Genomic DNA, 24897 nt, shown 5'->3' with positions numbered 1-24897 from the left:
TGACGTATTAGCCAGGAAACAGGCCTCGGACTGTTGCCTGCAGTTTTTCCAACGTCGGGCTCTCTTGGGCGCTGGCAGCGAACTTCATAAGTCCGCGGCAGGCGAGTCCCGCGTCTGTCAGTTCACCGCTCAGCAGGAAGTCCATCAATTCATCGCTTGGCAATAGTCGTACGAAGCCCGCCTCGGAAGGGTCCCACGATGGGTCGCTTCCGAGGCGGGCTTCTGCTGCAATGATCAAATGCTTCCGGCGGGACGAGTTGGCGGACCACCATTCGGATCCTGCGTAGTAGACGGCTGACGATTCATAGCCTGTTTCTTCGGCCAACTCGCGTTGGGCGCCATGTACCGGAGTTTCGTTCTCATTCAGGTATCCCCCGCGCAGTTCCAGCAATGCCTTTCCTGGGCCCACGCGGAACTGCTCAAACAACACCACATCAGTTCCGCCCTCTGTGAAGGCGAGAACCGCTGCCGAGTCGGGGCTTGCGATGACGTCCCAGGTTGAGACTGAGCCGTCAGCTTCCAAGTACGTGTCTTGATTGATGGTGACAAAGCCTTTGTAAGCACGCGTAGTCCAGAGCTTTCGCCACAATTCGTCGGAATTGTTCACTCTTGGCGGTTGGTCTTGAGTTCCCGGCAGAATCTCCACACCATCACCAACGAAGCTGCCGCGATGATGATTCCGGAAATGAGGGACCAGACAGACTCGCTGCCGCTTGAGAGGAAAATGTAGGTGGCATAGGAGGCCATAACGAGGGCGAGAAGCAGCCAAACCATCGGTTTACGATTCACAATGAGTTCCTTGATTGAGTGGTAGTTTGTCAGGCCAAGTCACGCCTGGAGAACACGGCGCAGGCTGCCCCCAAGATGATTAACAGCCAAGCAACGGCCCCGAAGAAAGACTCCGACGCCGGTATGTGGACTGCCGCTTGATTCGCCCACTCGGCAGCTTCGAATGGGAAGAGGTAAGTCTCGGCATTGCCCAGGGACAGGATCTGCGGCACAACCAAACTGAGGGGAACCGCGAAGAGGCTCACAAGATGGCTGCGAAGGAGGGAACCGATCGCGAATCCCCAGGCCGATCCCATGGCTGCCATTCCAGCGAAGGCCAGCACCACATGCGGGCTGACCTGCCATCCTTGGGCGAATATTCCCCCGGCAAGACCGAAGCAGATGCCCACCATCGCGCCGCTCAGGATTGCTGCCAGAGCAGTTGTAAGTGCTCTTGCAATGAACGCCGGGTTCCTTTGAAACAACAGAACCCTGCGTGTAAGGCATCCTGCCCGGAAATCCGCGGTGAAGGAAAAAGAGCCCATCACACCCGCACCCGCGAGCATGAGCGATAACCCTGCCCCTCGAAGAACGCCTTCAAGATCCGGAGGGGGCGTGGTGGATTCGAGGATGGCTGCCACCACGAGCGTGGCCAGGAGCCCGATCACCAGCAGGGAAGCAATCCCTGACCCCTTCCACAGCCACGGGCGGCGAAGATCCGCAAGAAGTGCGGACACCATTTAGAACTCCTTTCTCGTGAGCACCGCAACGGCGCCGGCACTCGCCGCGAGGAGCCACGCCAGCGAGACCAACAAGGCGGGACCTGGTGGGAGAAGGCCCTCAAAAGGAAGAGAGGCAATGCCTGCCAACGCACCGGACGGCAGCCAACGCCCTATATCCGGATCGTTTGCCAAGATGGGCAGTTCGACGGCCAGCGGAATAAGCATGGTGGCGATCGTCGTCGCGTAGTAGTGCTGAATGATCCAGCCGAGCGAGCAACCCCACAGGGAACCAACAGCGGATGCAAGCACGACGCCGGGCAGGGCTCGCCAAGAGTCGGGGGAAATGAGGTCCGCGCGCACTTCCGGTGCCAGGGTGAAGGCGACGCTGGCTCCCCAAGCCGCGATCCCGGCCGCCAGAGTGGCAAGGCCGACCACAAGCGCCGTCGCATACTTGACCGCCACAAGGTGTATTAGCCCGGACATCACTACGCTGCGTCGGAGCGTCCCGTAGTAGGACTCGCGTGTGACCAGGTAGCTCCCGGCAAAGGTGGCCACGATCGCAATGGTGGTGGCCAAAGCCCAAAACGCTTGAATGTTCTCGGTCGCTGACAGTTCGTCTGCATTGTCCGGCCAGCCCAGGAAGTTGGCCACGAACCAAGGCACCAAGGCGCTGAATGCGATGACGCCCAGAATGGAATATCCGCTGAAGTACCTGAGTAGCTCAGCGCGTAGTCCACCGGCCCAGTTGGCGTTCGAATGCCCCATCATTGGGCATCCGCGAGGATCTTGAAATAGGCGGATTCAAGGCTTCCACCACCAAGGGCCTTCACTTGCTCGAGGGGTCCTTGGAACAATGTCCGCTGCTTCAGGATGACGACGTCGTGGGCAATTTGTTCGAGCTCCATCAGCTGGTGGCTTGAGACCAAGGCACTCCCGCCGGACTCAGCGAACCTGCGCAGAAAGCCGCGCAGCCACACGATGCCCGCCGGGTCCAGACCGTTCGCGGGCTCGTCCAGGACAAGTAGCCGAGGGTTTCCGATGACGGCAGATGCAATCCCCAGCCGTTGTTTCATCCCCAGCGAGTAGTCCCGGACCTTTCTGTCGGCGTGGGCCGCTAGGTCCACGATTTCCAGGACCCGCTCAACGTTTTCCCGACTCACGCCTGCTGCCAACTGACAAATCTGAAGATGACGACGGCCCGTCAATCCAGGCTCTACTTCCATCCCGTCCAAGTTCACTCCAACGTGTACGGCAGGCCTCTTGAGCGAGCGGTAGGCGGTTCCGAAGACTGTTGCCCGGCCCGACGTCGCCTCCACCAAACCTGTCAGCCCTCCGAGTGCCGTACTCTTTCCGGCGCCGTTGGGTCCGATGAGTCCCACAACCCGCCCGGCAGGCACATCGAACGTCAGATCCTCGACGGTCAATCGTTTGCCCCTTCTCTTGGTGAATCCCTCGAAGCTGGCGTGGATTGTCATGAGTGCCCTCTCGTGGAGTCGTCGCGTTCGGGTTGACCAGGCCATAACGGGGAATGTGAAATGGCTTTCCAGAGCCACTCCCCCAAAGTTGTTTGGCTTCGGCTGGTTACTTCCGCCCGCCCCGAAGCAGGAAGGGATGTGCTTTCTTCCACCTGACCTACGTAGGCCAGCACAGGCAGGGCGGTACCTGCGAGCGCAATGGGAACGATGGTGTCCACAGGTGCCGTGGATAACGACGGCGGGTGCTCCCCAATCGTGGCGCGGCCCAGGTTTTCGTGAATGACCATTCCCTGTGACTGCAAGGTGACGCTGTCGCCCGGTTCCAGCGCACCATCGCTGGCTCCGTTGGGCGTCACGATGAGCAGCTGGCCATTTATATAGGTGTAGCCCGCAACGGTCACGGGACTCACGGGGATCACGGCGAGAAGTGCACCGATGGCCAGAGAGCCGACGAGCGTGGCGAGGGCACGCCTCCACAGTGGGCTGCCGTTCTTCGCAGCCGCGCGGAAAAACTGAACCACGCTCCTGAACGCCACCACTATGAGCAGGCAGAGGATGGCAAACACCACGATGTGCCCTGAGTATCCGAGCTGCAGGAAGATCGGCACTATGCGTTGAAAGCCAATAATCATGAAGCCGACGCCAGCGATGAAACTCGCCAGTCCGAACCATGGAAGCAAACCATTGCCGCGAAAGGTGGCCCGCGCTCCAAGAATCCGGAAGCCCACGACGTCAGCCAGTGCCTTTACGGATTTCTGGCGAAGGTGGGGGATGTCCACAGCCGACATCAACGCAACGTAGCCGTCCAGCTTGATGAATGGGAAAAGATTCAGAATGGCAACAGCCCAACAAATGACGCCGTAGAGCAGAGCCGCATCCTTCACAGAGGACGCCGGAAGTAAAGTTTGCACCGCCAGCGCGATGCTCCCCAGACCAAGATGGACCAGGGGCCCGGCGAGGGCGATCACCACCCGCTGTTTTCGTGAGCTCAGCCGCCAGCCATCGGTTACGTCGCAGAAGAAGGCCGGGGACAGGTAGAACAGCATGATACCGATTCGCCGAGGGGTGCCGCCAAAGTAGCTGAGAGCCATTCCGTGGCCGAATTCATGAAGCAACGTGGAGGCAAACATCGCAAGAGCAACGTACAGATATACCTCAAGTGGCAGCGGCGTCGCCAAGACCCGCCAAATGCTTGGGCCAGCCGTCAAGGCACCCAGCATGCCGCCGATGAGAAGCAAGGCAAGGGGCAAGGCAACTATTGGCCGCGCAAAGGCAGCAATAACAGGGCGGAACCGCAGTAGGAGCGGCACCGGATTGAACAAGGTGAACTGCACCGTCAACGGTGCCCGGAATTGAACCCGCCGGTCCCTCGGCTGGTTCGTGCCGCCGTCGAAAATGCCAGTGTGCGCCAACTGCCGAACGATCCCCATGACGTCGGCAGCCGTCCACGGCAACCCCAAAAGATGGGCAACCTGGGCGGGGTTTCTCTCACCATCAACTGCTCTGAGGACGGCGGCCACATCTGCTGAAACCCGGGCTTTTGGAACACTGTTTGTGGCAACAATCCAGGGGCCGCCGTCCGCTAACGGTTGATCAATGGAGGCCGCTGGCGCCAGCTGAACCGGCCACTGAACGGGTGTCGGGGTCTTGGACGATCTGAGCATGGCGAGCTTTCTCATATCAGCGGGTGCGGTGTTAGGGACATACCGGAGGGGTCACAGACCGAACCGGACGGCATCTGGACCAGTCCTTTGGTTTCATCCATCGTCAGCGGAACAGCACCGGGACAAATCGCCTTGCCCGCTACCCACCCGAGTTCCTGAATTGCCGCTGGGAGGCGGTGGGTGAGGCTGACCCAGTGTGATCGAATGTGTCGCCCCGCCAAAAACTTCACCAGGACGTCGACGTTCGGAATGGGTTTGACCTGCGGAAAGTGGGCAGGCCTGAACGTTCGAACCCACAAGAGTAATTCAGCCAGGGCTTGCCCTGTGGTCCAGAAGTCGGCACGGGATTCGTCGTCGATCACTTCCGGTGATGGAACTGCCGACGGCATCCGTGAAAGGAACAGTTCGCGAATCTGCAGGCCTTCCTGCAGGGCTCCCTTCAGAGCGGCGACGGGGTCGGCGGCCGCCTTGAGTCCAACAGCACCGAAGTGGCCGTGCCCCGTGTCGCCAGCGATGATGCAGACCGCAATATGCAAGGGACTTTTACCCTGTGGGATGAAGGCCAGCGTTGGGGCGATGTCAGCTTTGCGTGCAGCCTCCAGAAGCAGAAGCAAACCCCGTGTGCCTGGGGCGTGGAGGACATCTGCCGGCATCGACCCAGCCACGAACTCGTGGAGGGGAACCCTTTGGCGCCAGGCAGAAAGGAAGGCATCCCGTTCTATGACTTCACCGATGCCGGATGCTCGCGCGAAGTGTTCTGACGGACCGGACGCTGCGCCATTCGGCGATGGATCAAAGAACCCGTTCCATGGATCCGGATGCGTGGATCCAGCAGCGGCGTAGTCCACCACAGGAGCTGGTACGTGTGATTCCTGGCCTGTCAGCAAGTCCGTTGCCCGGTACCACGGGAAGTCGAAGGCGAGGGCGGAGGCGCGTCCCAACCCTGCAGACACAAAATCGATCCGCTTGTCGATTGCGTCCCTGCCTATAAGGAGGTGTTCGACGTCAGCTGCCACCGGCGCCAGCGCGAAACGCTCTACGGCCTCGCCTGCGCCCCGCGTCATGGAGGACCGCTTCTTCACATCAAAAGCTCCGACGGCGGTCGCGAAACCCTTCCCGTCGGGCCGCCCATTTGCGAGCGAGGCTACGGTTCGCCAGAGCCCTACCTCGTTTGGCAAATAGACCGTCGCGGAGGAAACAAGACCCAGCGACGGATCAAGGGTAAGTACAGGATCGATGCTCATCTGCCACACACCCATAGCTCGATGTCGTTCAGGCCGGGAACCTGCGTGGCAATGCGGACTGGGCGACGCTCGAAGATAGTGAGGCCTTCTGCCAGCACTTCTTCCTCGATGAGGCTGTTACTGACGAATGCGATGTCGCTTGAATACGCGGACGATCGGTACGTGCCGCCTTCATCGAAGCCAACGTGGATCATGGTTACGTGCCTGGCCCCGTTGACCGGATCACGGCTTTCCACGGTGATAAGGAATGCGTCCTCGCCCAGCGCCGAAACTGTGGTCCCGCCGTCGTATCCTTCCGATGCCTGGTGAGTGTCGGCGTTCAGTACCGTCAACAGGAAGCGTCCGTCGGGCGTCAAGCAGTCACGGACGCGGCGGAACAACTCCCTCCTGTCTTGGGGGTCCAGGAGCGTGATGGAACTGGCGCCCAGAACGACGCAACCGAAGCCGCCGTCGATCTCAAATCGGGACATGTCCGCCTCGAGCAATTCCACCGGCACTTCGCGGGGATTAAAGGCTCTGGTGCCGATCCTTTCCGCGAGCATCGCGAGCATTTCCGGCGAGGAGTCGACGGCGGTCAGAGGACGTCCCAGGGCGAGGAGCGGCCGGGTGATCCGGCCCGATCCCGCAGCCAATTCCAGAATGGGGCCCGTGGTTTTGCGTGTCTCAGCCAGGATCTCGGGAAGTTCGGTCAGGTCATCAGCGGTGATCTGATCGTAAAGGCGGGACCCTGCAACGCTGTATAGATCCTCAGGAGGATCCAGGTGGCCAAGGACGCGCAGGATGGCATCGGCAGATTTGTCGGGAGGCATATTCATCAGCTCGTGTTCTCCGGGAGTTGGTAGGAGTCGGGGATCCACGCGGGCGGCGGCGAAGCGTCGCGCCACCCGCGTGCACCAGCTAGGTGGCGGCGATTCCGATGACGATGCCGGCGATGATGATGACGTCACCAACGCGCATGTACCACGGGGTATCGTCCGGGGTGTCGAGGTTCTCCAGTTCTTCGATGGTCAGCTGAAGGTTCGAGTTTGCGATCATTGCGTTCTCCTTTCTCTTGTAGTTCGTGCTGTTGTTCGGCCTGTCCGTTTCCCGGACGCGTTAGGTGATGCTGACGGCGATAATGCCGATGGCAACTCCCTGGGACACTCCGATGAACCAGTTGTTGAAGTCCGGGGTGTCCAGCGATTCGATCTCCTGGATGGAGATGTTGAGCTGTTTCTGCATTTGCGTTCACCTCCCTTCGCTGCAAGTTGGAAGGCCTGCGCGGGCTCGTCAGGTGATGCTGACGGCGATCCCGATCAATGCGAGGCCAACGGTGATGCCGTGGATGCGTTCGCTCCAGTCGTCAGGGACATCGATGCTTTCCAGTTCCTGAACGGTGAGGTCCAAAGTCCTGGGTGCAAGAGTGCTGCTCATGTGCTCACCCCCTTTCCCTTACCGCTCGTAGCTCGCCCACTGGGCCTGGCAAGATTTGTTGTTCCAGCGCTGCCTTGGAGAGGACGTACTGGATCTGCACGCCATCAAGGCCCCGCAGCATCGGCAACCCGCCACCCCAGTTCCGGAGCCCGGCGGCGGTGGTCTTCATCAACGCCTGCTCGCTAATGGCGTCCAGTCGCGCGATGCCCCACCGCCACATCAATTGGTTGATGCCCTTGGCGGGGTTGGGGTCCAATGAAGGATCCGCATCTGTAACCACTGACCAGAGCTCCAGAAGGCGGCTACGGTCACCCCAGGCTGCGGTTCCGTTGGCGATCTCCTCCCAGATGGGACTGATCACCGAGGCTGTGGCGGTCATCTTTCTCGCCCCAGTGATATAGGCGAGTTCGCTGGCGACATACCAGTGCTTCGCTCCGTAGGGGTCCCGAGCTACCAGGGCCCAACCCGTGTGCGTCTCCATGCTGAGGTGCGCCGCCTTCAGTCTGAGCTCGGGCCCGTCCTCACGCGTCACTCGATTCCCGAGCCTGACGATCCGCGCCAAAAGTGAGTAACCGTCGTCGTCGAAAATGTTGGAGCTGCTCCCGAGCATGGTGCCGGCCACCCGGAGGAACGCCTCAAGCAGCCCTTCGAAAAGCAGCTGCCTCGGCAGGGTGGCGAGATTGCCGGAGTCGAGCACTGCCACATCACCTGACAGGTGACGTGAGGCGATCAAACGGCGCCCGACGGCGGTGTCCAGGCACGCTACAGCGCTGACTTCAGCACCGGTCCCCACTGTTGACGGCAGAAGGACGGTTCGGGGACGCTCATTTGGATAAGCGACCGGAGGTAGAACGACGAGACCCGAGCGCTTGGCATGACGTTCGACGAAGATCGTGAGGCTCGGGTCTGCGGTGAATAATGCCGCCAGTTTTACGGCGTCCAGCACCGAACCGCCGCCAAGTCCCACAACGCTCTGAAGTGCGTGTTTGCGAATGAAACTGCCCACAAGCCTCAGGGTCTCCACTGTGACCGGGGCGGCTTGTAGGTCTAACGTTGGCGCTCCCTTGAGGTCGCCGGCCAAGAGGGCATCCCTCTGTCCTGCGAGTGCACTATCCACCACGAGTCCGGTCCGGCCGCGGGTAAGCCCGCCAATGTATCGGGGTGCCATCCCTGGATCGAGGACGACGCAACGCGTGTTCCACGTGCGATCCGCGATCATGCGAATACACCGTCGCGTTCTGCTTTTGCCAACCCGTCGACGATGGCCGCGTGCAGTTCCTCGAAGTTCTCCTGCGTATAGGTCAGTGCTGGCAGGAGTTGGATCCGGCCTGGCCCAGGCTGCACGATGGCTCCGGCTTGATGGATCCGCCGTACGACGGCCAGGACACCGTTGGGAGAAAGGGGTGATCCAGTCTTGGTTCGCAACAGGATGCCCCGCATGCAGCCCCGGCCGGAGGATTCTCCAACCCCTGGAATGCCCTGGAGTTCGGCAATGAGCTTGTTTACGGCTTCTGAGACCCGCTGGGTCAAAGTGGCGTGATCCAGCCTTTTCATCTCGGAGATCGTGCTGAGAATGGCAGCGCAGGTTGTTGGTGTTCCGGCCTGGGTTTCGCCGTGGACAAAGACGGCCTCGTTCTTATCAAAGAGCTGGATTACGCGCTGGCCGATAAGAAGGGCGGCGCATGCGCTGGTGCCGTTGGTCAGTCCCTTGGAAGTAACAATGACGTCCGGGGCTTCCCGCCACTCATCTGAAGCGAACCACCCTTTAATACGGCCGAATCCGGTGGCGACTTCGTCAGCAACAACAAGGAACCTCTGCTCCTCCCGGTGTTTGAGGAGTGCATTCACGAAAGCGTCCGGTACGACTTCCGCACCCGAGCCAAGGACGGGCTCGATGATGACCGCCGCGATGCGATGGCCCTCCCTTTGCATGAGATGGGCCAGCTCGGCACCACCGTCGTCGAACCGGACGTGCCGAATGTTGCGCCTGTCCACGCCATAGACGGCTTGGCCGAGCTCGTCGCCGCTGAGTGCCTGGCTTCCGTACGTGAGCCCGTGGTAGCTGCCGCTTAACCCGACGATGAGTTTGCGATCGGGTTGTTTGTCCAGGACAAAGTAGTGGCGGGCGAGCTTCATGCCGGCGTCGTTGGCGGCACCTCCGGAGGTGGAGAAGAGGACGCGCTCGAATTGATGATGGGGCAATTCAAGGAGGGCTTTCGAGGCCTCGATAGCCCTACTGTGCGCGGTCCGGAAGAGCGGGAGGTAGGACGCTGTTTCCAGTTCTTTGGCTATTGACTCCGCAATCCGTGCGTTGCCGTAGCCGAGGTTCGCGTTCCATAGGCCGCTCTTCGCGCAGAGCCGTCGTCGCCCGTCTTCGAACGTGACATGGACACCTTGTGCAGTGACCGCTGTGTAGCTTGCTGCTTCGAAATCGTGTTGGCTTACCAGAGGGACCCAGAGGGGGAGCTGCGTCGGGGGTTTTAGGGGTGCGGTCATCGGTTTGTGCCGATAAGGTCAATGCCGAGCTGTTCGAATTGATTCAGGACCGCCGTCACGGACCCTGTGGCTACGGCCTCTGAGACGTTGAGGGCTGGTGCTATGACTGCCGCAGCAGCGCTGACGTCCCGGAAGTTGGAGATGGCTTCGATGATGGTGGCGGCGTCAACCCCAATCTTGAAGACGCGACCCGACTTGGTGTCCAGGAGCGTGTACTCCCCTGCCCTTTGGACGATGAAGGGAGCGAAAGCCGAGGGGACCCCCGATGCTGCGCTGAGTAGGCTGACTCCGAAGCCCACAAACCTGGTGGTCTCGCGGGCTTCACGAGGGATGAACTTCCATGCATCGAAGGCGGCAAGGTAGCGCGGAATCCACGGGTTGGCTTTGAGGGCCTCCACGTCCACGTTGCAGTTGGCCATGGCTGATCCGGGGTCCAGTGCCTTTGCGCGCAGGTCTTCAATCGCATTGCCGACCCGGCCAATCTCTGCTCCATATGGGCCGCTGAGAATTCTTCCATCCGACGTGATGTGAAGCCTTGCCAAGGAGATGGTCTGCTGTTCTATCCCTGCGAGCAACGCCCGCTCGGACAGAACAGCATTCACTTCCGTCAGTTGCCGGACGAAACGTCCCGAACGCCGCGCTTCTTCAGCATCGTCAAAGAAGGCATGCCAGTCCTCGCTCGTGGTCATCCTGACCACTGTTACGCCCACCAGATTGACGAAAGGAATGGCCACGTAGTCCTGGATTTCCAGGCTGAGTGTGCCGTCTACCAGGAGTTCTTCCCCGGCGGCGTGGAACGAGCCGGACACGGTTGTGATGGCTTCGTCGTCCTTGTCCCCGTTGAGAGCAAGGATGACTGAGCCCTCAGTGACCAGCGTCTTCGCGTAGTCGATATGCTCGGGATTCTCCACGAAAATAACGCGGCCTGCGATGCGCCCTGGCATGCCGGTAATCCACTGATCCACTGCTGCGGCAATGGTCTGCTGCTGACTTAACGTCAATTCCCCAACCCCCAATAGTCCTTCGTTCTTGAGACGAAGCTATGGGCCGGAGTGGATGCCATGGTGGAGGAAATTGAAACTAGGTGGTGGAATGCCCCAAAGATAGGTGCTGCGTGGCGCTATCTAGGTGGTGGGGAAAGGTGGTCTAGGTGGTGGGAATCAATGCCCGATCATGTCGAGGCAACCGCCGTCCATGATGCTTCCACCTGGGCCGATGCCCACTTCGCCATCGAGCGAAACGTATCCATGGACGCAACCACCGCTTGGCGCTGCAGCTCCGAATCTGACGCCGCTGCCGATATCGTCTGTCTGAATCTCATTCTTGTTCAGGACTAGGGATCTTAGGGAGATGAAGTGGCCGACCCAGGGTGACTGTCAGTGACGCCTCGCAACCGGCCACAGTGAGAGCTGAGATCGCACTAAGGTGAGGCCGGCAGGGGTGAGGCCGGTAGGACCATCTTCTTTTCCCCATTCAAGGCCCCCTTTTGGATGGGCTACGGCAGGCATAGGCAATTTAGCTATCGATTTGATATTCTGGCGTTTGCCCTTCACGCGTATCGAAGAATCTTTGGGGGAACCTACGACGAACGCGAACTCAGCCAAGCGGGTCCGGAGTTACTGGATGGGATTAGCCATCTCTTATGGGCTGGCCCTTACTGTTGCGACCGTGGCCGATTGGCCATGGCGCCTGGTTGTTCTGGGCGTACTTATCCTGTTCATCATCCTGCAGGGACTCCACTATGGTCAGATCGGCCGCAGGGTCCATCGGGAGCCAGCCTCAGATGCACCAGCGATTAGCCTCCTCGCCTCCGCATTCACGGCTGCGGCGATCCTCATTCATGGAACGTCCATAGCGATCTGGGCCGGCCCCCTCCTGGGTGGGGTCGCCGCCGTCGTCATGTATTTGGTCTTGGCTAAGTATGGCCGGTTCTACAGTTCGTCTTCTGCGGGAACGGATCGGATCGAATATCCAAGGGTGGAATAGTGCGAAGAAGCCTTGCACTAACCCACCCTTATGAAGACCTACAGAACCGTCGTCCGCGAAAGCGACAGGTTCTTCGTCTCCCGGAAGAACAGAACGACAACGACGGCGGACACGAGAGCCATACCCATCAAGTAGAAGGCCGGAGCCAATGGCGTCCCGAAGCCCGCTACGAGCCCGGTAGCAACGAACGGCGCGGTCCCGCCGAACAGCACGTATGCCAGCGTGTACCCAATCGCGGAACCCGAGGCACGCACGGACGAAGGGAACATCTCCACCAAAGCCGGCACATTGGACGTACCGATCACGGCGACCAAGGCGCCTAAGATGCTCGTGCCCAGGATTGCGAAACCAAGTCCCAGTGGCATGATCGAGAAGGCCGGAATCGTCATGACGACGAATCCCACACACGCCACCAGCAGCATCCGTTTGCGTCCGTAGCGGTCACTGGCACGCGCCGCCAGAGGGCAGACCGCCGTGTAGACGAGCATCGTAATCACACTCGTGATCATCGACTCCGTACTGGAGTAATGAAGGCTTGAGGTCATGTACGCAATCATGTAGCTGCTCATCAGGTAGTAAGCGATGGCGTTTGTGATGCTGTATCCGAAGAGCGTGAAGATCTGCCGGGCGCAGAGACGAATTGCATCACCCAGCGGCTTCTTAGCCACGTCGCCCTTCTTCTCCAAACCACGGAAAACGGGGGTGTCGTCCACTCTGGACCGAATGTACAAACCGATCAGACCCAGCGGCGCAGCGAGAAGGAATGGGATGCGCCAGCCCCAAGCTTGAAGGTCGGCGGTGCTCAAGGTCGCGGTGATGGCTGCTCCCAGCAGCGCACCCGCTACGGAAGCCAGACCAACAGTGGCCGGGATGATGCTGGCATAGGTCGCCCGCTTCCCTTCCGGCGCGTACTCCACGATGAACGCGGAAGACCCCGTGTACTCGCCACCGGTCGTGAACCCCTGAACCGCCCGGAACAGGAACAGCAGGATAGGAGCCCACACTCCGATCACTGCGAACGTCGGCAGGATGCCAATGCAGAACGTCGCCGCGCTCATGATCACCACGCACAGGCCGAGCATCTTGTTCCGCCCAATCCGGTCACCGTAGCGTCCAAAGAAAGCCGCCCCGAGCGGCCTCGCGATGAAGCCGCCGGCGAAGATCGCCCACACGGCCAGAAGTGACGCCGTCGTGGAGTAATCGGGGAAGAAGAGCTTGGCGATGGTGACGGACATGACTGCATAAGCCGCGGAGTCGAACCATTCGACGAAATTTCCGACGGCGGCTGCCGCGGCGACGCGCTTTAGGCTGCGCCGGGGGGGAAGATTCAGTTTCAGCAACTTTCTCGGTCATCGTATTCATGATTGTTGTCCTTCGAGGTGGGGAGAGGCTACAACGTGTGGGAGTTCGCGGAGCTGGGCCCGCTGGACTTTTCCGGTGGCCGACTTCGGCAACGCGGTGACGTATTCAATGAATCGCGGGTACGCGAAGCGGGAGAAGTTCTTCTTCACGTGAGCCACGATGGTTTCGCTCAGGGCCGCTCCCCCAGAGTGACCGGGCATCAGTTCGATCCAGGCCTTGATGGACTGGCCGCGGAGCTCGTCGGGCACGCCTGTGACGGACACGTCCCGCACGGGATCGAGTTCGCGAATGACTGCCTCCAGCTCATAGGGCCCCACCCGGTAGCCGGACGTTTTGATGACGTCGTCGGTCCTCCCCAGGAACCAGAAATAGCCGTCGTCGTCTGCGTAGGCTTGGTCCTTGGTGTGGTACCAGCCGCCCCCGAATGCGCTGGCGGACGCCTCCGGCATGTTCCAGTATCCCAAGGGAAATTGGGGGTTGGAGCGTGCCCGGAGGCAGATCTCGCCGGTCTCACCGACGGGGACTTCCTGCTCGTTTTCGTCCAGCAGGCGGACCTCCCATCCAGGAAGTGGACGGCCCATCGAGCCGGGCTTCACCGGCACATCTGGGTAGTTGCCCAACAGCGGGTAGGACTCCGTGGAACCGTAATAATCCAGCAGCGTCACCCAGTACTGCGTTTCGAACCACGCGATCAGGTCCGGCGTCAGCGGCTCATTGGACGAGCAAACCGTCCGCAGGGACAGCGGGAAGCGTGTACCGGCGTCGGGCACTTCCTCGCGCATCTTCCGCAGAAATGTCGGGTTGACCAGAGCGCTGGTGACGCCGTGGCGACTCATGCTGTCCAGCAGGGCTGCGGGGTCGAAGCCGCCGTTGGGCCGGAAAACCAAGTGTGTTGCGCCTAGCCGGAGCGGTCCCATGAGCTTGGCGAGCGACCATGCCCAGTCCCCCGCGCCATAGAAGACGTCACCCTCGCCGATCTGGTGACAGTACTCGAACTCGTTGTGGCCGAGCAGGGTCCGATGGGCGTGGACGATGCCCTTAGCCCGGCCGGTAGTCCCGGAGGTGTAGAAGATGAGGGCGGGGTCGTCGGCTTTCGTTTCGACGTCCTGGAATTCTGCTTCGGCGGCGGCGATGTCTGGGCTGTCGATGTCGATAAAGGTGCCTTCGTAATCCTTGAACAGGTGCTTCGCGGAGTCTTCGGCGATGATCACCGAAGCGCCGCTGTCTTCAAGGCGGAACCGGATGGGTTCCGGGGCCCAGAGCAGGGACATCGTGACCAGGATGGCGCCGGTCCGGAGCACGCCGAGGTAGGCGGCGGGGGTGTCAGAACGCTGCGGCAGCAGGACGGCCACGCGATCGCCCTTCTTGATGCCGGCTTTTTGCAGGGTGGCGGCGATCTGGCGGGAACGGTCCTGGATTTCGCCCCAACTCACCTCGCGTTGGCCCTCGACGGCGGACTCCAGGATGAGCGCGCGCTTGTCCCTTGGGTGCCGATCGGCGACGTCGACGGCCATGTTGTAGAACTCCGGAACCTCCCAGCGGTGGCTGTTCCGCAGTTCAATGTAGCGGTCTTGGGTTGCGGTTTTCATGGTGTTGTCCCGTCCTTTCAGCGGCGGCCGGCGAGGAACCGGGCCATTTCGCGCTGGGGTTCGCCGGTGCCGTAGGCCTCGCGGTGGACGCGCTTGGCTTCTGCCATGGCGTCGCTGAGGTCGTCGTCTTCCAAGCTGCGCAGGCGGTTCTTTGTCAGGCGGACGGCGCCCGGGGGAAGGAGGCTCAAACGGGCGGCGAGGTCCTTGGCGTAAGCCAGCACGCCGCCGTCGTCCGCCAGGTAGTTAAGGAGACCGAGCCGCTGGGCCTCGGCAGCGTCCACGAGCTCGCCGGTGAGGACAAACTGGGAGGTCTTGGACTTGCCGAGGATGCTCCACATGGCCCAGATGCCGGTGATGCTGGGGATGCCGGAGAGGACTTCGGGCTGGCCCATGCGGACTTTCGAGTCGCCGACGCGGAGGTCCGCGAGTAGTGAGTACTGGAAGCCGGAGCCGGCGGCGACGCCGTTGACCGCGGCGATGGTGATCTGATCGAGGTTACGGACGGCGCGGTAGAGACGGTCGAAGCCGTCGATCCAAGCCTCGGCGGATGCGTGGTCCTCTGGATTCATTCCGGCCGTTTCGGCAAGATCCTGCCCTGCGCAGAACGCGCGACCGCTGCCGGTGAGGATGACGGCGCGGACTTCGTCGTTGCCCTTAAGGCCTTCCAAGTAGTCGATGAGTTCGTTGCGCATGGCTTCGGTCCAGGCGTTGAGCCTGGGAACCCTCGGCCGCGGCTACTGCAACCGGACCTAAGCTCCCCCTGTCAACAAGAACCGAAGCCAAATCGCGATACTTATGTTGATGCGCAAATAAGCTATAAGCTTATGATATGTCTCATAATGTAATAGCACTCATAGTGGACATTGTGAATTCTCGCAAGCTCGAAGATCGCTTCGGAGCCCAGAGGTCTATCCGCGCTGCATTTGAGGGGGCACTGAGGGTTCACCCACACCTCCGGCCACTATGGCCTACTGTGGGGGACGAATTTCAAGCCGTGTTCCCGACGCTCGGCTCCGCCTTGATGGCGACGACGCACGTGCGCCTGACACTTCCGGACACTGTGGACTGCAGGTTCGGGTTGGGGTGTGGCGAAACGGTGGACGTAGACGAGTTGGCCCCAGGCGCCATTCAAGATGGATCTGCTTGGTGGAATGCGCGAAAGGCCATCGTGGAGACGCATCGTCGCGAGCATAAGGGCGAGCCGTACCTCCGTTCGTGGTTCATTTCAACTACCCCCCGTGAGGCGGGTTCCATGGCGCTAGCCAACAGCTTTTTGCTACTTAGAGATGCGTCAATTAGCTCAATGCGCCCGCGTGACCGACGCCTGACTGCTGGGTACCTGATCGGACATTCACAGTCTGAACTCGCCGACCAAGAGCAAATTAGCCAGTCTGCCGTTTCTCAGAGTTTGCGCCGCTCAGGGGGCGCGGCCCTCGTTGTTACTCAACAGGAATTGATGAAAGGCGAAATCTCTTGATCGGGTCCGTGCTTTTCCTCATGGTGGGGCTTGGGGATTTCGTTGTCAGAGGACTCCGCTTCTCGCTACCGATCTATCTGCTGGTTCTCGTGGTCATCGCCCTGCTAGCGATCTTCGGCCTCGGGTTCCAACCGCAGATCGCCATCGGATGTATGGCGCTTTCCCTAGGTTGGATGCGGGCCACTCGCCCCCTCAAATCGTCAAAGCCCGGGGTGGATTCAGGCACGCCTGCTCCCAGGCTTTGGCCGGCCGTAGTCCTGTTCGCCCTCGTCTTCGTCATTACGGCATACGATCAAACACCCGAAACCGCTAGGGGCTTCATCGTCGACGCCTACTCGTCAGTCGCGCTGAAGTCTGCAACGTCAACTTCGCTTGAGGCTGTGTTAGCCGCGGGAGCTGTCGGCATCTTCCTATTGAAGAGCGCTAACGACATAACACTCGCAGCGCTTGGACGCGCCCACAAGAGCGACCCCGCGGATACGCCAACAGAAGTAGCCGATGCTAGCGCAAAGCCATCAGCCGTCCCCCATAACAAGTGGGAGCTCTTCGTCAGGAACGTCAGGCTGGCGAGCGTACGGAGCGGAGAAAAACCGAATGAAGGCCCAAAGCTCAAGGGTGGCCGAATCATCGGACCCATCGAGCGCCTGCTAATCGTCGTACTAGCGTTTGCCGGGACTCCACAGATCATCGCCGCCCTGGCAGCGGCGAAGGGCATCGTGCGCTTCCCCGAGATTTCAGAGGACCGAAGCTCGGGTTCCAAAGCGGAGGAGTTCCTGGTCGGCAGCCTCACGAGTTGGACCCTTTCAGCCCTCGCTGTCCTCTACATAAGCCTTGTCTCGAACGGCTAATACTCCGTGCCATATAAGCCATTAGCTAATACTCCATGCGTATAAGCTATATAGTAATGCCATCGACAGTCCTAGTCGGGCCTCATAACGAGAACCCGAATTTGCACGAGAGACCGCAAGGCTTTTCTGTCAGTGCCAACAGCTAGCGTTGGGCCCAACTACGACTAGGAGCAGTGTGACTTGAAACTTGTGGATCTGTTGAATTCCGTCAATTATCGAACGTCTGACAGGTTTGAGCGTATGCCCAAGGTCGAGCATAAGAGCACCCTGAACTTGGACCTACTGCCTGTCGACGCCAAAACGTGGCACCGCCTTGACGATTTGGTAGCCGTCTTCTTCGATCTGAAATCTTCCACCAATCTGGAGTCAGGGCGCCGCCCTGCCAGTACTGCCAGTATCTACGACGCGGGGGTTGGTGGCGTGGTCAAGATCCTGGATGCGTTCGACGCAGATTTTGTGGACATCCAAGGTGATGGTGGATTCGGGTTGTTCTGGGGCGAAAGACGATACGAACGGGCCTTGTGCGCCGCCATATCCATCCGTACCTTCAGTGGTGACTTCACGACAAAGCTAGAAAAGAAGTGGCCTGATGCGCCATCAACTGGCTTCAAGGTTGGAGTCGCTAGCGGCCCCATTCTGGTTAAAAAAGTGGGGCTGCCCAGACATCTTGAATTGCAGGAGCCGGTTTGGGCCGGTAAGCCGGTGAACTACGCTGCCAAGGCAGCCCAACAAACAGATCCCGAACACGTCCTAGTAACCGGCAGCGTCTGGGATGCAATTGAGGACAACGACTTCCTTGCGTTCTCTTGCGGTTGCGACGACGGCAGGCCAGACGAGGCTACCCCTAGTCTGCTCTGGGAGGAGAAAACTCTGGAGAAGATCCCCGACGACGAGCAATTCGGCCAGGCTTTGAAGAGCAGCTGGTGCAAAATCCATGGGGAGGACTTCTGCAACGCCGTTCTCGCCGGTGAGACAGGCAGAGCAGGAGTGGGCGAGAATGCACTTCACGGCCGAAACCTTCTTGCTTCCGGCTCCGTCGAGAGGACTGCAGCCAGCAAGCGCAGGCGTCACGCTCGAGCTGCGCTGCGTGACGAATTCAGGATCGAACAGGACAAAGAACGGCGTGCTTTGCTAGCGAAGCTAACTGCAGAAGCCGGAAGTGCCTGAGAATGAACAAGTCCATCTCCTCGACAACCCTCCCGCAGCCGGACTTGGTTCCTTCTTCAGCGGCTTATCACCCCAGCGACTCGTGGCCGAAGCTCTCCAAGTAACCCAATTAATCGGGCCTCAGAGCTTGGCCGAAGTCTCGCCCTTCAGACGTGCCTTCCGGTTCACGACCAAATGGGCGCCTCATCCACATCGAAGCCATTTAGTCGTGACAACGAACGGAAAACGAATGCCCTGGGCAATGAGAAGAAACCCCGACGAGCCGTCCATGCCGCAACCAGAGCCCGACCATGCTTGGAAGGCCCTCTCGATCACCAACGAGTGGATTCGCCATGCCGACACAAAGACTGGCGTGACCTTGGCATTTGTCGGCGCCACCACCACGATCCTGTTCCAACTGATCAAAGACGAAGACAACTGGACGTGCCTTCTTGCAACCGCCGTCACCGTTTGCTCGACGGCACTGCTGGCGTCCGTAATTTTCGCTTGGCTTGCACTTTTTCCTCGCGTAAAGGGGCAACCGCACAGCGGCAACGACGCAGATGAAGATGCAGTGAATTTGTTGTTTTTCGGTCACATATCCCGTCACTTTTCAAAGGACCGTCCCACTTACCAGCAGGTGCTTTCAACACTGACCACAGACCCTACGCGTCTCACGAAGCACGTGGCTGCGCAAATCCACGAGAATTCTCACATCGCCACAACCAAGTTCAAGTACGTCAACCGAGCAATCATGGCGGAACTCGCAGCGGTGGGCATGACGGTGCTGACCGCTGTGGCTGGAACGGCGGGGTGGTGACGTGGACGGCAATTACAAGTACTACTCATATACCAGCAGTTCTAAACGTATCGACGACATCCTGGATCAGCCCTCAGGCTAATTCGAAGAAACCAACAGTCTGCCGGACAGGGACAAGCTCACCTACACCAACGGCTACTACAGCTACTGCACGGCTATTTTTGTCGATATACGTGATTCATCCGGACTGACACAGAAACACAAGAGGCCGACACTTGCCAAAATCTACAGAGCATTCATCTCAGAAATGGTGGCAGTCCTCAATGACTCGCCCTACGTGAGGGAAGTGAACATCGTTGGCGACTGCGTGTGGGCCGTCTACAACACCCCATCCAAGCCGAGCATTGACTCCGTTTTCTCTATAGTCAGCACCGCGAACACCCTGAAGAAGTTGCTGAACGTCAAGCTCAAGAAGAAGAACTTCGGCCCCCTCAAGTTCGGCATTGGTGTCGAATACGGCAGAGCTCTCATGATCAAGGCGGGTTACAGCGGCAGCGGCATCAACGATGTGATCTATATGGGTGATGTAGTCAATCAAGCCGCCCATCTAGCCAACAAGGCAGGCCGTGGCTGGGCAGACCCTATATGGGCTGGCGAGACTTTCGCCCAAAACCTCAATGACCACAACGCTGGTTTGCTTACCCAAAATTACGAGTTTGGGATGGGTACGGTACGAAAAGGTGACGTCATCCAAACCACCATGAACGACTGGATTGACGAGACATTCGGCTGACCGCACGTTACGAACTGCACTCCTTACTAGTTCAGCCCGACTCGAGTAGTCGTGATTGAGCCCCATTTTCCAACACCGCATTCTGCCCTTGATATGGTGAACGAAAATTCAGTGAAAGGTTGGTAATGGGGCGTCGTCGGGGATTCTTCGCGGAAATGCAACATCAGGCACGGCTGGCTGAACAGCGACAGCGGGCCGCGGGCCGTGAGCAGGCGGCAGCGGCCCGGCGGGCAGAGCAAGCCTTCAAGGCGGAACAACGGGCAACTGCTGCGTTCCACCGGGCTTCAGAGGCTGAGCGGAAGCGTTTGGAGAAGGAAGCTGCCGACGCCCATGTCGCTGCAAAACAGGCTGAAGTGGAGCAATTGAATGCCGACCTTTCTGCGCTGTACGACCAAGTCGATTCTCTTCTGGAAGCAACTCTCGAGGTTGACGACTACGTAGATCTTGAAGCGCTCCGGCAGACGGCCAAGCATCCTCCGTTTGATCGGTCACTTGAGATGCCGACGCCTCCTCCTGTCGTCCTCTTGGATCCCGAAGAGCCAATATTTCAGCCTCCGGTTACCCCGACTGGGTTGTTTGGCCGGAAGAAGAAGCTGGCTGAAGCGCAGGCCCAGGCTGAAACGGAGTACGCAGCTGCCCGTGGGGCTTGGGAGGAGGAGATGGAGCAGTTACCCGGGCGCCGGCGTCAACTCGCGGAGCGGCACGCAGCAGCTGAGACGAAAAGGCAGGAGCACCTTGCGCAGTCGCGCAAGGTCTACGAGGCCGAGTGCGCCGCTCGAGAATCGGAAGTCGCCGAACACAATGCCTCCCTGGATCAGTTGATCGCGGGTTTGGGTTATGGCGTCGTCGATGCCGTGCAGGAGTACGTTGGAATCGTGCTGGCTAACTCTGTGTACCCCGAGGCTTTCGAGGTAGAGCACGAATCTGAGTTCGATGCTGCAACTGCTGAGCTTGCCTTGCGAACGCTCGTGCCGGGCCCGGACCGTGTCCCAACGATCAAGTCATACAAGTACGTCAAGGCATCGGATGAAATCACGCCGGTTGCTTTGTCTCAGAAGGACTCAAAGGACCGGTATGCCGGCGCTGTGCACCAAGTCGCGTTGCGTACGCTGCACGAGGTTTTTGAAGCCGACCGGCGTGGATTGATCCAGAGCATCTCACTGGAAGTGGGAACGAATACCATTAACCCGGCGACGGGCCATGACACCTACATTCCGTTCGTTGCTGTAGCTGTCCCACGCGACGTCTTCGCCGACATTGATCTTTCAGCCGTCGTACCTTCCGCCACGCTTGAGCATCTTGGGGCTTCTGTCTCGAAGAATCCGCTGGGTCTGGTTCCTGCCAATGTGTCTGGAGTACGTACTTCCTGATGTCGGCTGAGCAATCAATGATTTTCAATCCCCCGCCGGGGTGGCCCAAGCCCCCGCTTTCGTGGCGCCCTCCGGCTGGATGGACGCCCGATCCAGCATGGCCGGCCCCACCCGAGGGCTGGCAATTATGGCTACCCGCCGATACTGATGGGGATGACCTAACTCAAACGCCGCCAGCGGCGGTCGACGGGCAAGACCAACCGGTCGTTCGCACCTCCGGCGGTCAGTCTTCCGAATCAGCCAGGATCGCGTTCCTCGAGGCAGAAAACAGCCTTTTGAAGCAGCGTCTTGAACGGACCCCGACTGCCGCAGCGTCGTATGTTGAACTCAACGACGGACTGGTACTTCAAGAGGTCGGCATCTACCGCTATCACCACCCACTCGAGCACGCAGCTTCCTACCGTGACCGGCTAAGTGAGATCGAAACACGCATCGCCGACTTGGTACGGGCCGGTGGCGCCATCATCAAGTCCAACATGTTCACCTTCGACAACTCCTTGGCCAAGGGCAGACGGATGACCGAGGACTTGGCGAAACTCATGCTCAGGGCATACAACGCCGAAGCAGACAACAGCATCAGGTCACTCAAACTCGGCAACGTCATAACCGCCAAACGGCGTCTGGAAGCGTCACGGGTGGCCATCGCCAAGCTGGGTGCATTGATGGAAATGCACATCAGCGATGAATTCCATGACCTCCGGCTCGAAGAGATTGAGCTTACGGCCGACTGGTTGATGAAGAAGCAGGAAGAAAAAGAAGCGCAACGTGAAGAGCGCGCCCGCCTACGCGAAGAACAACGCGTCGAAAGGGAACTCGCCGAGGAACGCTCTCGACTGGACAAAGAACGTTCACACCTTCTCAATGCCCTTGCTGCCCTCGGCGCCTCCGGCCAACACGACGAAGAACTTGAACAGCGTCTAAGAGAAGTCGACGACGCCATCGCCCAGAACGACTTCCGGGCGGCCAATATCAGGGCCGGGTACATCTACGTGATCTCAAACCGAGGAGCCTTCGGCGAAGGGGTCGTGAAGATCGGTCTCACTCGCAGGCTGGAGCCAGAACAACGCGTGGCCGAACTCAGTGGCGCATCCGTCCCCTTCGGATTCGACATCCACACCCTGTACTTCTCCGAAGATGCAGTCACCCTTGAGAACGAACTCCACAAACACTTCGCCACCCGTGCGCTGAACCGGTCCAATCTCCGAAAAGAGTTCTTCTTCGCTACACCAGCCGAGGTACGCGATGTCCTGGAGCATAAGATCGGCAACCTGCTCGAATTCACAGAACATGCCGACGCAACCGAATACTTCCAGTCTGTCGGTTACTGGCCCCAGCGAGACGATAACCAAGTCACCGAACAGAGCTGAGTGCTACCGCTATGGCCAGCGCAGCACTTTCAAAGGGCCGATAACAACGCATCTGTCGTGTAGAAGCCGGGGCACCTCAGCAGATGGACAAGCGCTATGGGCCTTGATCAGAGCTGGCAGTTCGAGCTTCTTGGCCAAGTGCGTCGTAGGCCGGTGCCCAGGGCAAGGCAAGGCTCACCAGTCCCGTGCGTCCTCGACTCCCGACAAAAGGGCCAGCCGTTCGGCCGCGAGGGAGCGCCCCAACTCCAATTCAGACTCTGCCATGACCTTGTCGAGCGCAGCGAACAGTTCCTCGCGCTCCTCTGTCTCAATGAACGGGGACCGTCCGTCAAGCCGGTTGAAGGCGCTAGCGTAATTACGCCCAACGTCCTCCAACCGTCTCGAAGTGGTCTCGCCTGGCTGGCCGGAGAGTACTTCGAGCACCTCGCTTCGTGTCTTCTTGAATTGCGCCACAGCCTTTTTGAAACGGCCGGAACTAATGTGCTCCCGTCCGTCCCAGTCACGGAGCGGATTCTGACAATTCTCTTGCACCCATTCAGGCTTGCGTGCCTTGGTGATGCTGACACTTGTGCCGTTAGCTGCCTCTGATCGCCACCGACTCCGCATCGCAGAGGCGTACTCATGGGGGACGCTGTCCAGGTAGAGGTACTCGAGGTTGGGAACTTCGATAGGAAGCAAGCAGTCGGACTTTGTCATGCCGAACAGGTCGGAGATAAAGAGGTCCCGGAGCCGGCCGAGCTTGTTGAGCATTCCAGCGTTCGTGACCTGTCCGAGGTTGCCCCCGAGAGTCAGCCTCTTCAGGTTGGGAAAGGTGGACGCTATCCGAAGACAGTCCACTTCGGACAAACCGGTTGACTTCAGGCTGTGCACATCACTTTGAACGGGTGCTCCGTCGGCCAAGGCATGGTCCAGGTCCGCGGGGGTCATTTCAAGTTCCCCTGGTTCGTTCCAATCACGCTCGCCCCTGTCCCAAGCGCGTTGCCGGGCCAGCTGATAACCAACTCTCCAACTGCTGGTGTAGCTATTCGACGGTTGGTCGTGAATCAGCGGCAGACTGCCAAGGACGCGAAAGCTTCGAGGAAGCACCCAGTCGCAATTGACGTAGGACAAACGGCCATTCCACGAATTGTGCGTCAGTACAAGAGGCTCAATGACGCCCAAGTCATCCGTTGATGATGGTTCCGGACCTGACCAATCCAGGTCAAGGACACCAACCTTTTTCCAACTTGGATCGATACTCGTGACTTGGGCCGCCACCCATTCCCCGAGAAGATCGGTCGGCCCAACGACGATGTCTCCGACGCTCAGAGGACGTGGCGGGACGGCGGAAGTTGTATCTGACACGATGGCAATCCTACGGACCACCAAGGCACACAGGAAGTAAATGAAGTCAGCGCTTACAGCCAAGTGCGTCACCCTTGGTATCCCAAACCGCCACTTCACCACGCACCCTCTTGACTCCCACCCCCACCTTCCCTAAACTTTTCATAAAGCAGAATCTAAATTCCACAAAGCGGAAACTGAAGCCAAGCAGCAAGGCAGCAGCCAAGCAACCGGAAGATAGATCCAAGCCCCTCCTCGGAAGGACCTACGATGACGTACACAGTGAACTGCTCCATCCTCCTGACGGAGCTGCCCTTGCTCGAGCGCCCCGCCGCCGCGAAGGCAGCCGGTTTTGACGCCGTCGAGTTCTGGTGGCCCTTCGCCACTTCGGTTCCCACGGACAAAGAGACAACAGAGTTTGAAACCGCCATCAAGGACGCCGGCGTTCAGCTCACGGGCCTGAACTTCAACGCCGGCAACATGCCCGGCGGCGACCGCGGATTGGTTTCCTGGCCGGCACGCTCCACCGAATTCCAAGACAACATCGACGTTGTCGCCGGCATCGGTGAGCGCCTAGGCTGCAAGGCCTTCAACGCCCTCTACGGCAACCGCATCGACGGTGAATCGGCCGAGAAGCAGGACGCCATCGGTGCCAAGAACCTCGCCGCAGCAGCAGAAGGCGTCGCCCGCATCGGCGGCACCGTCCTCCTCGAGCCGGTCAGCGGCGCACCTAAGTACCCGCTCCTCACCGCCGAAGACGCACTCAAGGTCATCGCCCGCGTCAAGGCAGAGTCCGGCGCACAGAACATCAAGCTGCTGGCCGACTTCTACCACCTGGCAGTCAACGGCGACGACGTCGAATCCGTCATCGAGAACCACGCCAAGGACTTCGGCCACATCCAGATCGCCGACAACCCCGGCCGCGGCGCTCCCGGAACCGGCACGCTCCCCCTCGGCGAGTGGATCGCCCGCAGCCGCGAACTCGGCTACGACGGCTACATCGGCCTCGAGTACAAGGAACCGCAGGAATCGGCTTTCAGCTGGGCCATCCGCCAGCGCGCCAACGCCAACTAGCGAACGACGGCGGCACCCGC

The 24897-nt window shown here is 59.7% G+C and carries 27 protein-coding genes and 1 pseudogene; 10 read left to right on the top strand and 18 right to left on the bottom strand.

Annotated elements, in window-relative coordinates:
* Positions 1-7 precede the first annotated feature (7 nt).
* From AB4Z15_RS03720 to mpaB, 14 genes are read right to left on the bottom strand one after another with little or no spacing between them, the layout of a single operon-like run.
* Positions 8-607 carry an NUDIX hydrolase gene (locus AB4Z15_RS03720; RefSeq protein ID WP_442016120.1) on the bottom strand — a complete coding sequence of 200 codons (600 nt, stop codon included), beginning with the start codon at positions 605-607 and terminating at the stop codon, positions 8-10.
* Positions 604-789 (bottom strand): hypothetical protein, encoded by a 186-nt coding sequence (locus AB4Z15_RS03715; RefSeq protein ID WP_442016119.1) that lies wholly within the window; start codon positions 787-789, stop codon positions 604-606. Before AB4Z15_RS03715 ends, AB4Z15_RS03720 begins: the two co-directional genes overlap by 4 nt.
* Before the next feature lie 29 nt (positions 790-818).
* Positions 819-1508 carry a hypothetical protein gene (locus AB4Z15_RS03710; RefSeq protein ID WP_442016118.1) on the bottom strand — a complete coding sequence of 230 codons (690 nt, stop codon included), beginning with the start codon at positions 1506-1508 and terminating at the stop codon, positions 819-821.
* Positions 1509-2258: a hypothetical protein gene (locus AB4Z15_RS03705; RefSeq protein ID WP_442016117.1), complete on the bottom strand. Its 750-nt coding sequence runs from the start codon at positions 2256-2258 to the stop codon at positions 1509-1511.
* Positions 2255-2965 (bottom strand): ATP-binding cassette domain-containing protein, encoded by a 711-nt coding sequence (locus AB4Z15_RS03700; RefSeq protein WP_442016116.1) that lies wholly within the window; start codon positions 2963-2965, stop codon positions 2255-2257. The genes AB4Z15_RS03705 and AB4Z15_RS03700 overlap by 4 nt, the downstream gene beginning before the upstream one ends.
* The gene (gene mpaP / locus AB4Z15_RS03695; protein ID WP_442016115.1) at positions 2962-4629 is read right to left on the bottom strand and encodes a daptide biosynthesis intramembrane metalloprotease; all 1668 of its coding nucleotides are present in this window, start codon (positions 4627-4629) and stop codon (positions 2962-2964) included. The genes AB4Z15_RS03700 and mpaP overlap by 4 nt, the downstream gene beginning before the upstream one ends.
* Before the next feature lie 11 nt (positions 4630-4640).
* Positions 4641-5873 (bottom strand): YcaO-like family protein, encoded by a 1233-nt coding sequence (locus tag AB4Z15_RS03690; RefSeq protein WP_442016114.1) that lies wholly within the window; start codon positions 5871-5873, stop codon positions 4641-4643.
* Entirely contained in the window at positions 5870-6757 is an 888-nt protein-coding gene (mpaM, locus tag AB4Z15_RS03685) for a daptide-type RiPP biosynthesis methyltransferase (RefSeq protein WP_442016113.1), read from the bottom strand. Before mpaM ends, AB4Z15_RS03690 begins: the two co-directional genes overlap by 4 nt.
* A 13-nt stretch (positions 6758-6770) precedes the next feature.
* A complete protein-coding gene (locus AB4Z15_RS03680; RefSeq protein ID WP_431116703.1) occupies positions 6771-6908 on the bottom strand; it encodes a daptide-type RiPP in 138 nt (45 codons plus the stop codon).
* Positions 6909-6968: 60 nt separating this feature from the next.
* Entirely contained in the window at positions 6969-7094 is a 126-nt protein-coding gene (locus tag AB4Z15_RS03675) for a daptide-type RiPP (protein WP_263422335.1), read from the bottom strand.
* 48 nt (positions 7095-7142) lie between these two features.
* Complete coding sequence (locus tag AB4Z15_RS03670) at positions 7143-7286, bottom strand: daptide-type RiPP (protein WP_431116704.1); 144 nt, start codon at positions 7284-7286, stop codon at positions 7143-7145.
* Between the two features lie 4 nt (positions 7287-7290).
* Positions 7291-8505 carry a daptide-type RiPP biosynthesis dehydogenase gene (gene mpaC, locus AB4Z15_RS03665; protein ID WP_442016112.1) on the bottom strand — a complete coding sequence of 405 codons (1215 nt, stop codon included), beginning with the start codon at positions 8503-8505 and terminating at the stop codon, positions 7291-7293.
* Positions 8502-9782: a daptide-type RiPP biosynthesis aminotransferase gene (gene mpaD, locus AB4Z15_RS03660; RefSeq protein ID WP_442016111.1), complete on the bottom strand. Its 1281-nt coding sequence runs from the start codon at positions 9780-9782 to the stop codon at positions 8502-8504. The genes mpaC and mpaD overlap by 4 nt, the downstream gene beginning before the upstream one ends.
* On the bottom strand, positions 9779-10783 hold the full coding sequence (gene mpaB / locus AB4Z15_RS03655; protein WP_442016110.1) for a daptide biosynthesis RiPP recognition protein: 1005 nt from the start codon (positions 10781-10783) through the stop codon (positions 9779-9781). Before mpaB ends, mpaD begins: the two co-directional genes overlap by 4 nt.
* A gap of 162 nt (positions 10784-10945) precedes the next feature.
* Here mpaB and AB4Z15_RS03650 point away from each other — a divergent pair, with 162 nt between their 5' ends.
* Both AB4Z15_RS03650 and AB4Z15_RS03645 read left to right on the top strand, forming a co-directional pair.
* On the top strand, positions 10946-11119 hold the full coding sequence (locus AB4Z15_RS03650; protein ID WP_442016109.1) for a hypothetical protein: 174 nt from the start codon (positions 10946-10948) through the stop codon (positions 11117-11119).
* A gap of 286 nt (positions 11120-11405) precedes the next feature.
* Entirely contained in the window at positions 11406-11768 is a 363-nt protein-coding gene (locus AB4Z15_RS03645) for a hypothetical protein (RefSeq protein WP_442016108.1), read from the top strand.
* Between the two features lie 38 nt (positions 11769-11806).
* Here AB4Z15_RS03645 and AB4Z15_RS03640 read toward each other — a convergent pair whose 3' ends face one another.
* The 3 genes and pseudogenes from AB4Z15_RS03640 to AB4Z15_RS03630 form a co-directional block, all read right to left on the bottom strand.
* Positions 11807-13003: an MFS transporter gene (locus tag AB4Z15_RS03640; protein ID WP_442016107.1), complete on the bottom strand. Its 1197-nt coding sequence runs from the start codon at positions 13001-13003 to the stop codon at positions 11807-11809.
* 123 nt (positions 13004-13126) lie between these two features.
* The gene (locus tag AB4Z15_RS03635; protein ID WP_442016106.1) at positions 13127-14719 is read right to left on the bottom strand and encodes an acyl-CoA synthetase; all 1593 of its coding nucleotides are present in this window, start codon (positions 14717-14719) and stop codon (positions 13127-13129) included.
* A 17-nt stretch (positions 14720-14736) separates the two neighbouring features.
* Positions 14737-15423: pseudogene (locus tag AB4Z15_RS03630) on the bottom strand (enoyl-CoA hydratase/isomerase family protein); the annotation flags it as partial.
* Between the two features lie 125 nt (positions 15424-15548).
* On the opposite strand from AB4Z15_RS03630, the gene AB4Z15_RS03625 reads away from it, so the two are divergent.
* The 7 genes from AB4Z15_RS03625 (at position 15549) to AB4Z15_RS03595 (ending at position 22480) form a co-directional block, all read left to right on the top strand.
* Positions 15549-16196 carry a SatD family protein gene (locus AB4Z15_RS03625; RefSeq protein ID WP_442016105.1) on the top strand — a complete coding sequence of 216 codons (648 nt, stop codon included), beginning with the start codon at positions 15549-15551 and terminating at the stop codon, positions 16194-16196.
* A complete protein-coding gene (locus AB4Z15_RS03620; RefSeq protein WP_442016104.1) occupies positions 16193-17044 on the top strand; it encodes a hypothetical protein in 852 nt (283 codons plus the stop codon). Before AB4Z15_RS03625 ends, AB4Z15_RS03620 begins: the two co-directional genes overlap by 4 nt.
* Before the next feature lie 180 nt (positions 17045-17224).
* On the top strand, positions 17225-18211 hold the full coding sequence (locus tag AB4Z15_RS03615; protein WP_442016103.1) for a hypothetical protein: 987 nt from the start codon (positions 17225-17227) through the stop codon (positions 18209-18211).
* Positions 18204-19010 carry a Pycsar system effector family protein gene (locus tag AB4Z15_RS03610; protein ID WP_442016102.1) on the top strand — a complete coding sequence of 269 codons (807 nt, stop codon included), beginning with the start codon at positions 18204-18206 and terminating at the stop codon, positions 19008-19010. Before AB4Z15_RS03615 ends, AB4Z15_RS03610 begins: the two co-directional genes overlap by 8 nt.
* A 100-nt stretch (positions 19011-19110) precedes the next feature.
* Entirely contained in the window at positions 19111-19743 is a 633-nt protein-coding gene (locus AB4Z15_RS03605) for an adenylate/guanylate cyclase domain-containing protein (RefSeq protein ID WP_442016192.1), read from the top strand.
* Between the two features lie 155 nt (positions 19744-19898).
* Positions 19899-21113, top strand: a complete 1215-nt coding sequence (locus tag AB4Z15_RS03600) for a hypothetical protein (protein WP_442016101.1) — start codon at positions 19899-19901, stop codon at positions 21111-21113.
* Entirely contained in the window at positions 21113-22480 is a 1368-nt protein-coding gene (locus tag AB4Z15_RS03595; RefSeq protein WP_442016100.1) for a DUF4041 domain-containing protein, read from the top strand. Before AB4Z15_RS03600 ends, AB4Z15_RS03595 begins: the two co-directional genes overlap by 1 nt.
* Positions 22481-22654: 174 nt before the next feature.
* Here AB4Z15_RS03595 and AB4Z15_RS03590 read toward each other — a convergent pair whose 3' ends face one another.
* A complete protein-coding gene (locus AB4Z15_RS03590; RefSeq protein ID WP_442016099.1) occupies positions 22655-23824 on the bottom strand; it encodes a hypothetical protein in 1170 nt (389 codons plus the stop codon).
* Positions 23825-24073: 249 nt separating this feature from the next.
* Here AB4Z15_RS03590 and AB4Z15_RS03585 point away from each other — a divergent pair, with 249 nt between their 5' ends.
* Entirely contained in the window at positions 24074-24877 is an 804-nt protein-coding gene (locus tag AB4Z15_RS03585; RefSeq protein WP_442016098.1) for a hydroxypyruvate isomerase family protein, read from the top strand.
* Positions 24878-24897 lie beyond the last annotated feature (20 nt).

It is taken from the genome of Paenarthrobacter sp. 2TAF44, from assembly GCF_052114885.1.
Lineage (GTDB): Bacteria > Actinomycetota > Actinomycetes > Actinomycetales > Micrococcaceae > Arthrobacter.
This window is presented reverse-complemented; position numbering and strand designations above follow the sequence as displayed.

Coding starts and splice junctions, on each gene's coding strand:
- AB4Z15_RS03710 (WP_442016118.1), bottom strand. CDS start 1,508: ATGGTGTCCGCACTTCTTGCGGATCTTCGCCGCCCGTGGCTGTGGAAG.
- AB4Z15_RS03705 (WP_442016117.1), bottom strand. CDS start 2,258: ATGATGGGGCATTCGAACGCCAACTGGGCCGGTGGACTACGCGCTGAG.
- AB4Z15_RS03700 (WP_442016116.1), bottom strand. CDS start 2,965: ATGACAATCCACGCCAGCTTCGAGGGATTCACCAAGAGAAGGGGCAAA.
- mpaP (WP_442016115.1), bottom strand. CDS start 4,629: ATGCTCAGATCGTCCAAGACCCCGACACCCGTTCAGTGGCCGGTTCAG.
- AB4Z15_RS03690 (WP_442016114.1), bottom strand. CDS start 5,873: ATGAGCATCGATCCTGTACTTACCCTTGATCCGTCGCTGGGTCTTGTT.
- AB4Z15_RS03680 (WP_431116703.1), bottom strand. CDS start 6,908: ATGATCGCAAACTCGAACCTTCAGCTGACCATCGAAGAACTGGAGAAC.
- AB4Z15_RS03675 (WP_263422335.1), bottom strand. CDS start 7,094: ATGCAGAAACAGCTCAACATCTCCATCCAGGAGATCGAATCGCTGGAC.
- AB4Z15_RS03670 (WP_431116704.1), bottom strand. CDS start 7,286: ATGAGCAGCACTCTTGCACCCAGGACTTTGGACCTCACCGTTCAGGAA.
- mpaC (WP_442016112.1), bottom strand. CDS start 8,505: ATGATCGCGGATCGCACGTGGAACACGCGTTGCGTCGTCCTCGATCCA.
- mpaD (WP_442016111.1), bottom strand. CDS start 9,782: ATGACCGCACCCCTAAAACCCCCGACGCAGCTCCCCCTCTGGGTCCCT.
- AB4Z15_RS03650 (WP_442016109.1), top strand. CDS start 10,946: ATGCCCGATCATGTCGAGGCAACCGCCGTCCATGATGCTTCCACCTGG.
- AB4Z15_RS03645 (WP_442016108.1), top strand. CDS start 11,406: ATGGGATTAGCCATCTCTTATGGGCTGGCCCTTACTGTTGCGACCGTG.
- AB4Z15_RS03640 (WP_442016107.1), bottom strand. CDS start 13,003: ATGTCCGTCACCATCGCCAAGCTCTTCTTCCCCGATTACTCCACGACG.
- AB4Z15_RS03635 (WP_442016106.1), bottom strand. CDS start 14,719: ATGAAAACCGCAACCCAAGACCGCTACATTGAACTGCGGAACAGCCAC.
- AB4Z15_RS03625 (WP_442016105.1), top strand. CDS start 15,549: ATGTCTCATAATGTAATAGCACTCATAGTGGACATTGTGAATTCTCGC.
- AB4Z15_RS03600 (WP_442016101.1), top strand. CDS start 19,899: ATGCAACATCAGGCACGGCTGGCTGAACAGCGACAGCGGGCCGCGGGC.
- AB4Z15_RS03595 (WP_442016100.1), top strand. CDS start 21,113: ATGTCGGCTGAGCAATCAATGATTTTCAATCCCCCGCCGGGGTGGCCC.
- AB4Z15_RS03585 (WP_442016098.1), top strand. CDS start 24,074: ATGACGTACACAGTGAACTGCTCCATCCTCCTGACGGAGCTGCCCTTG.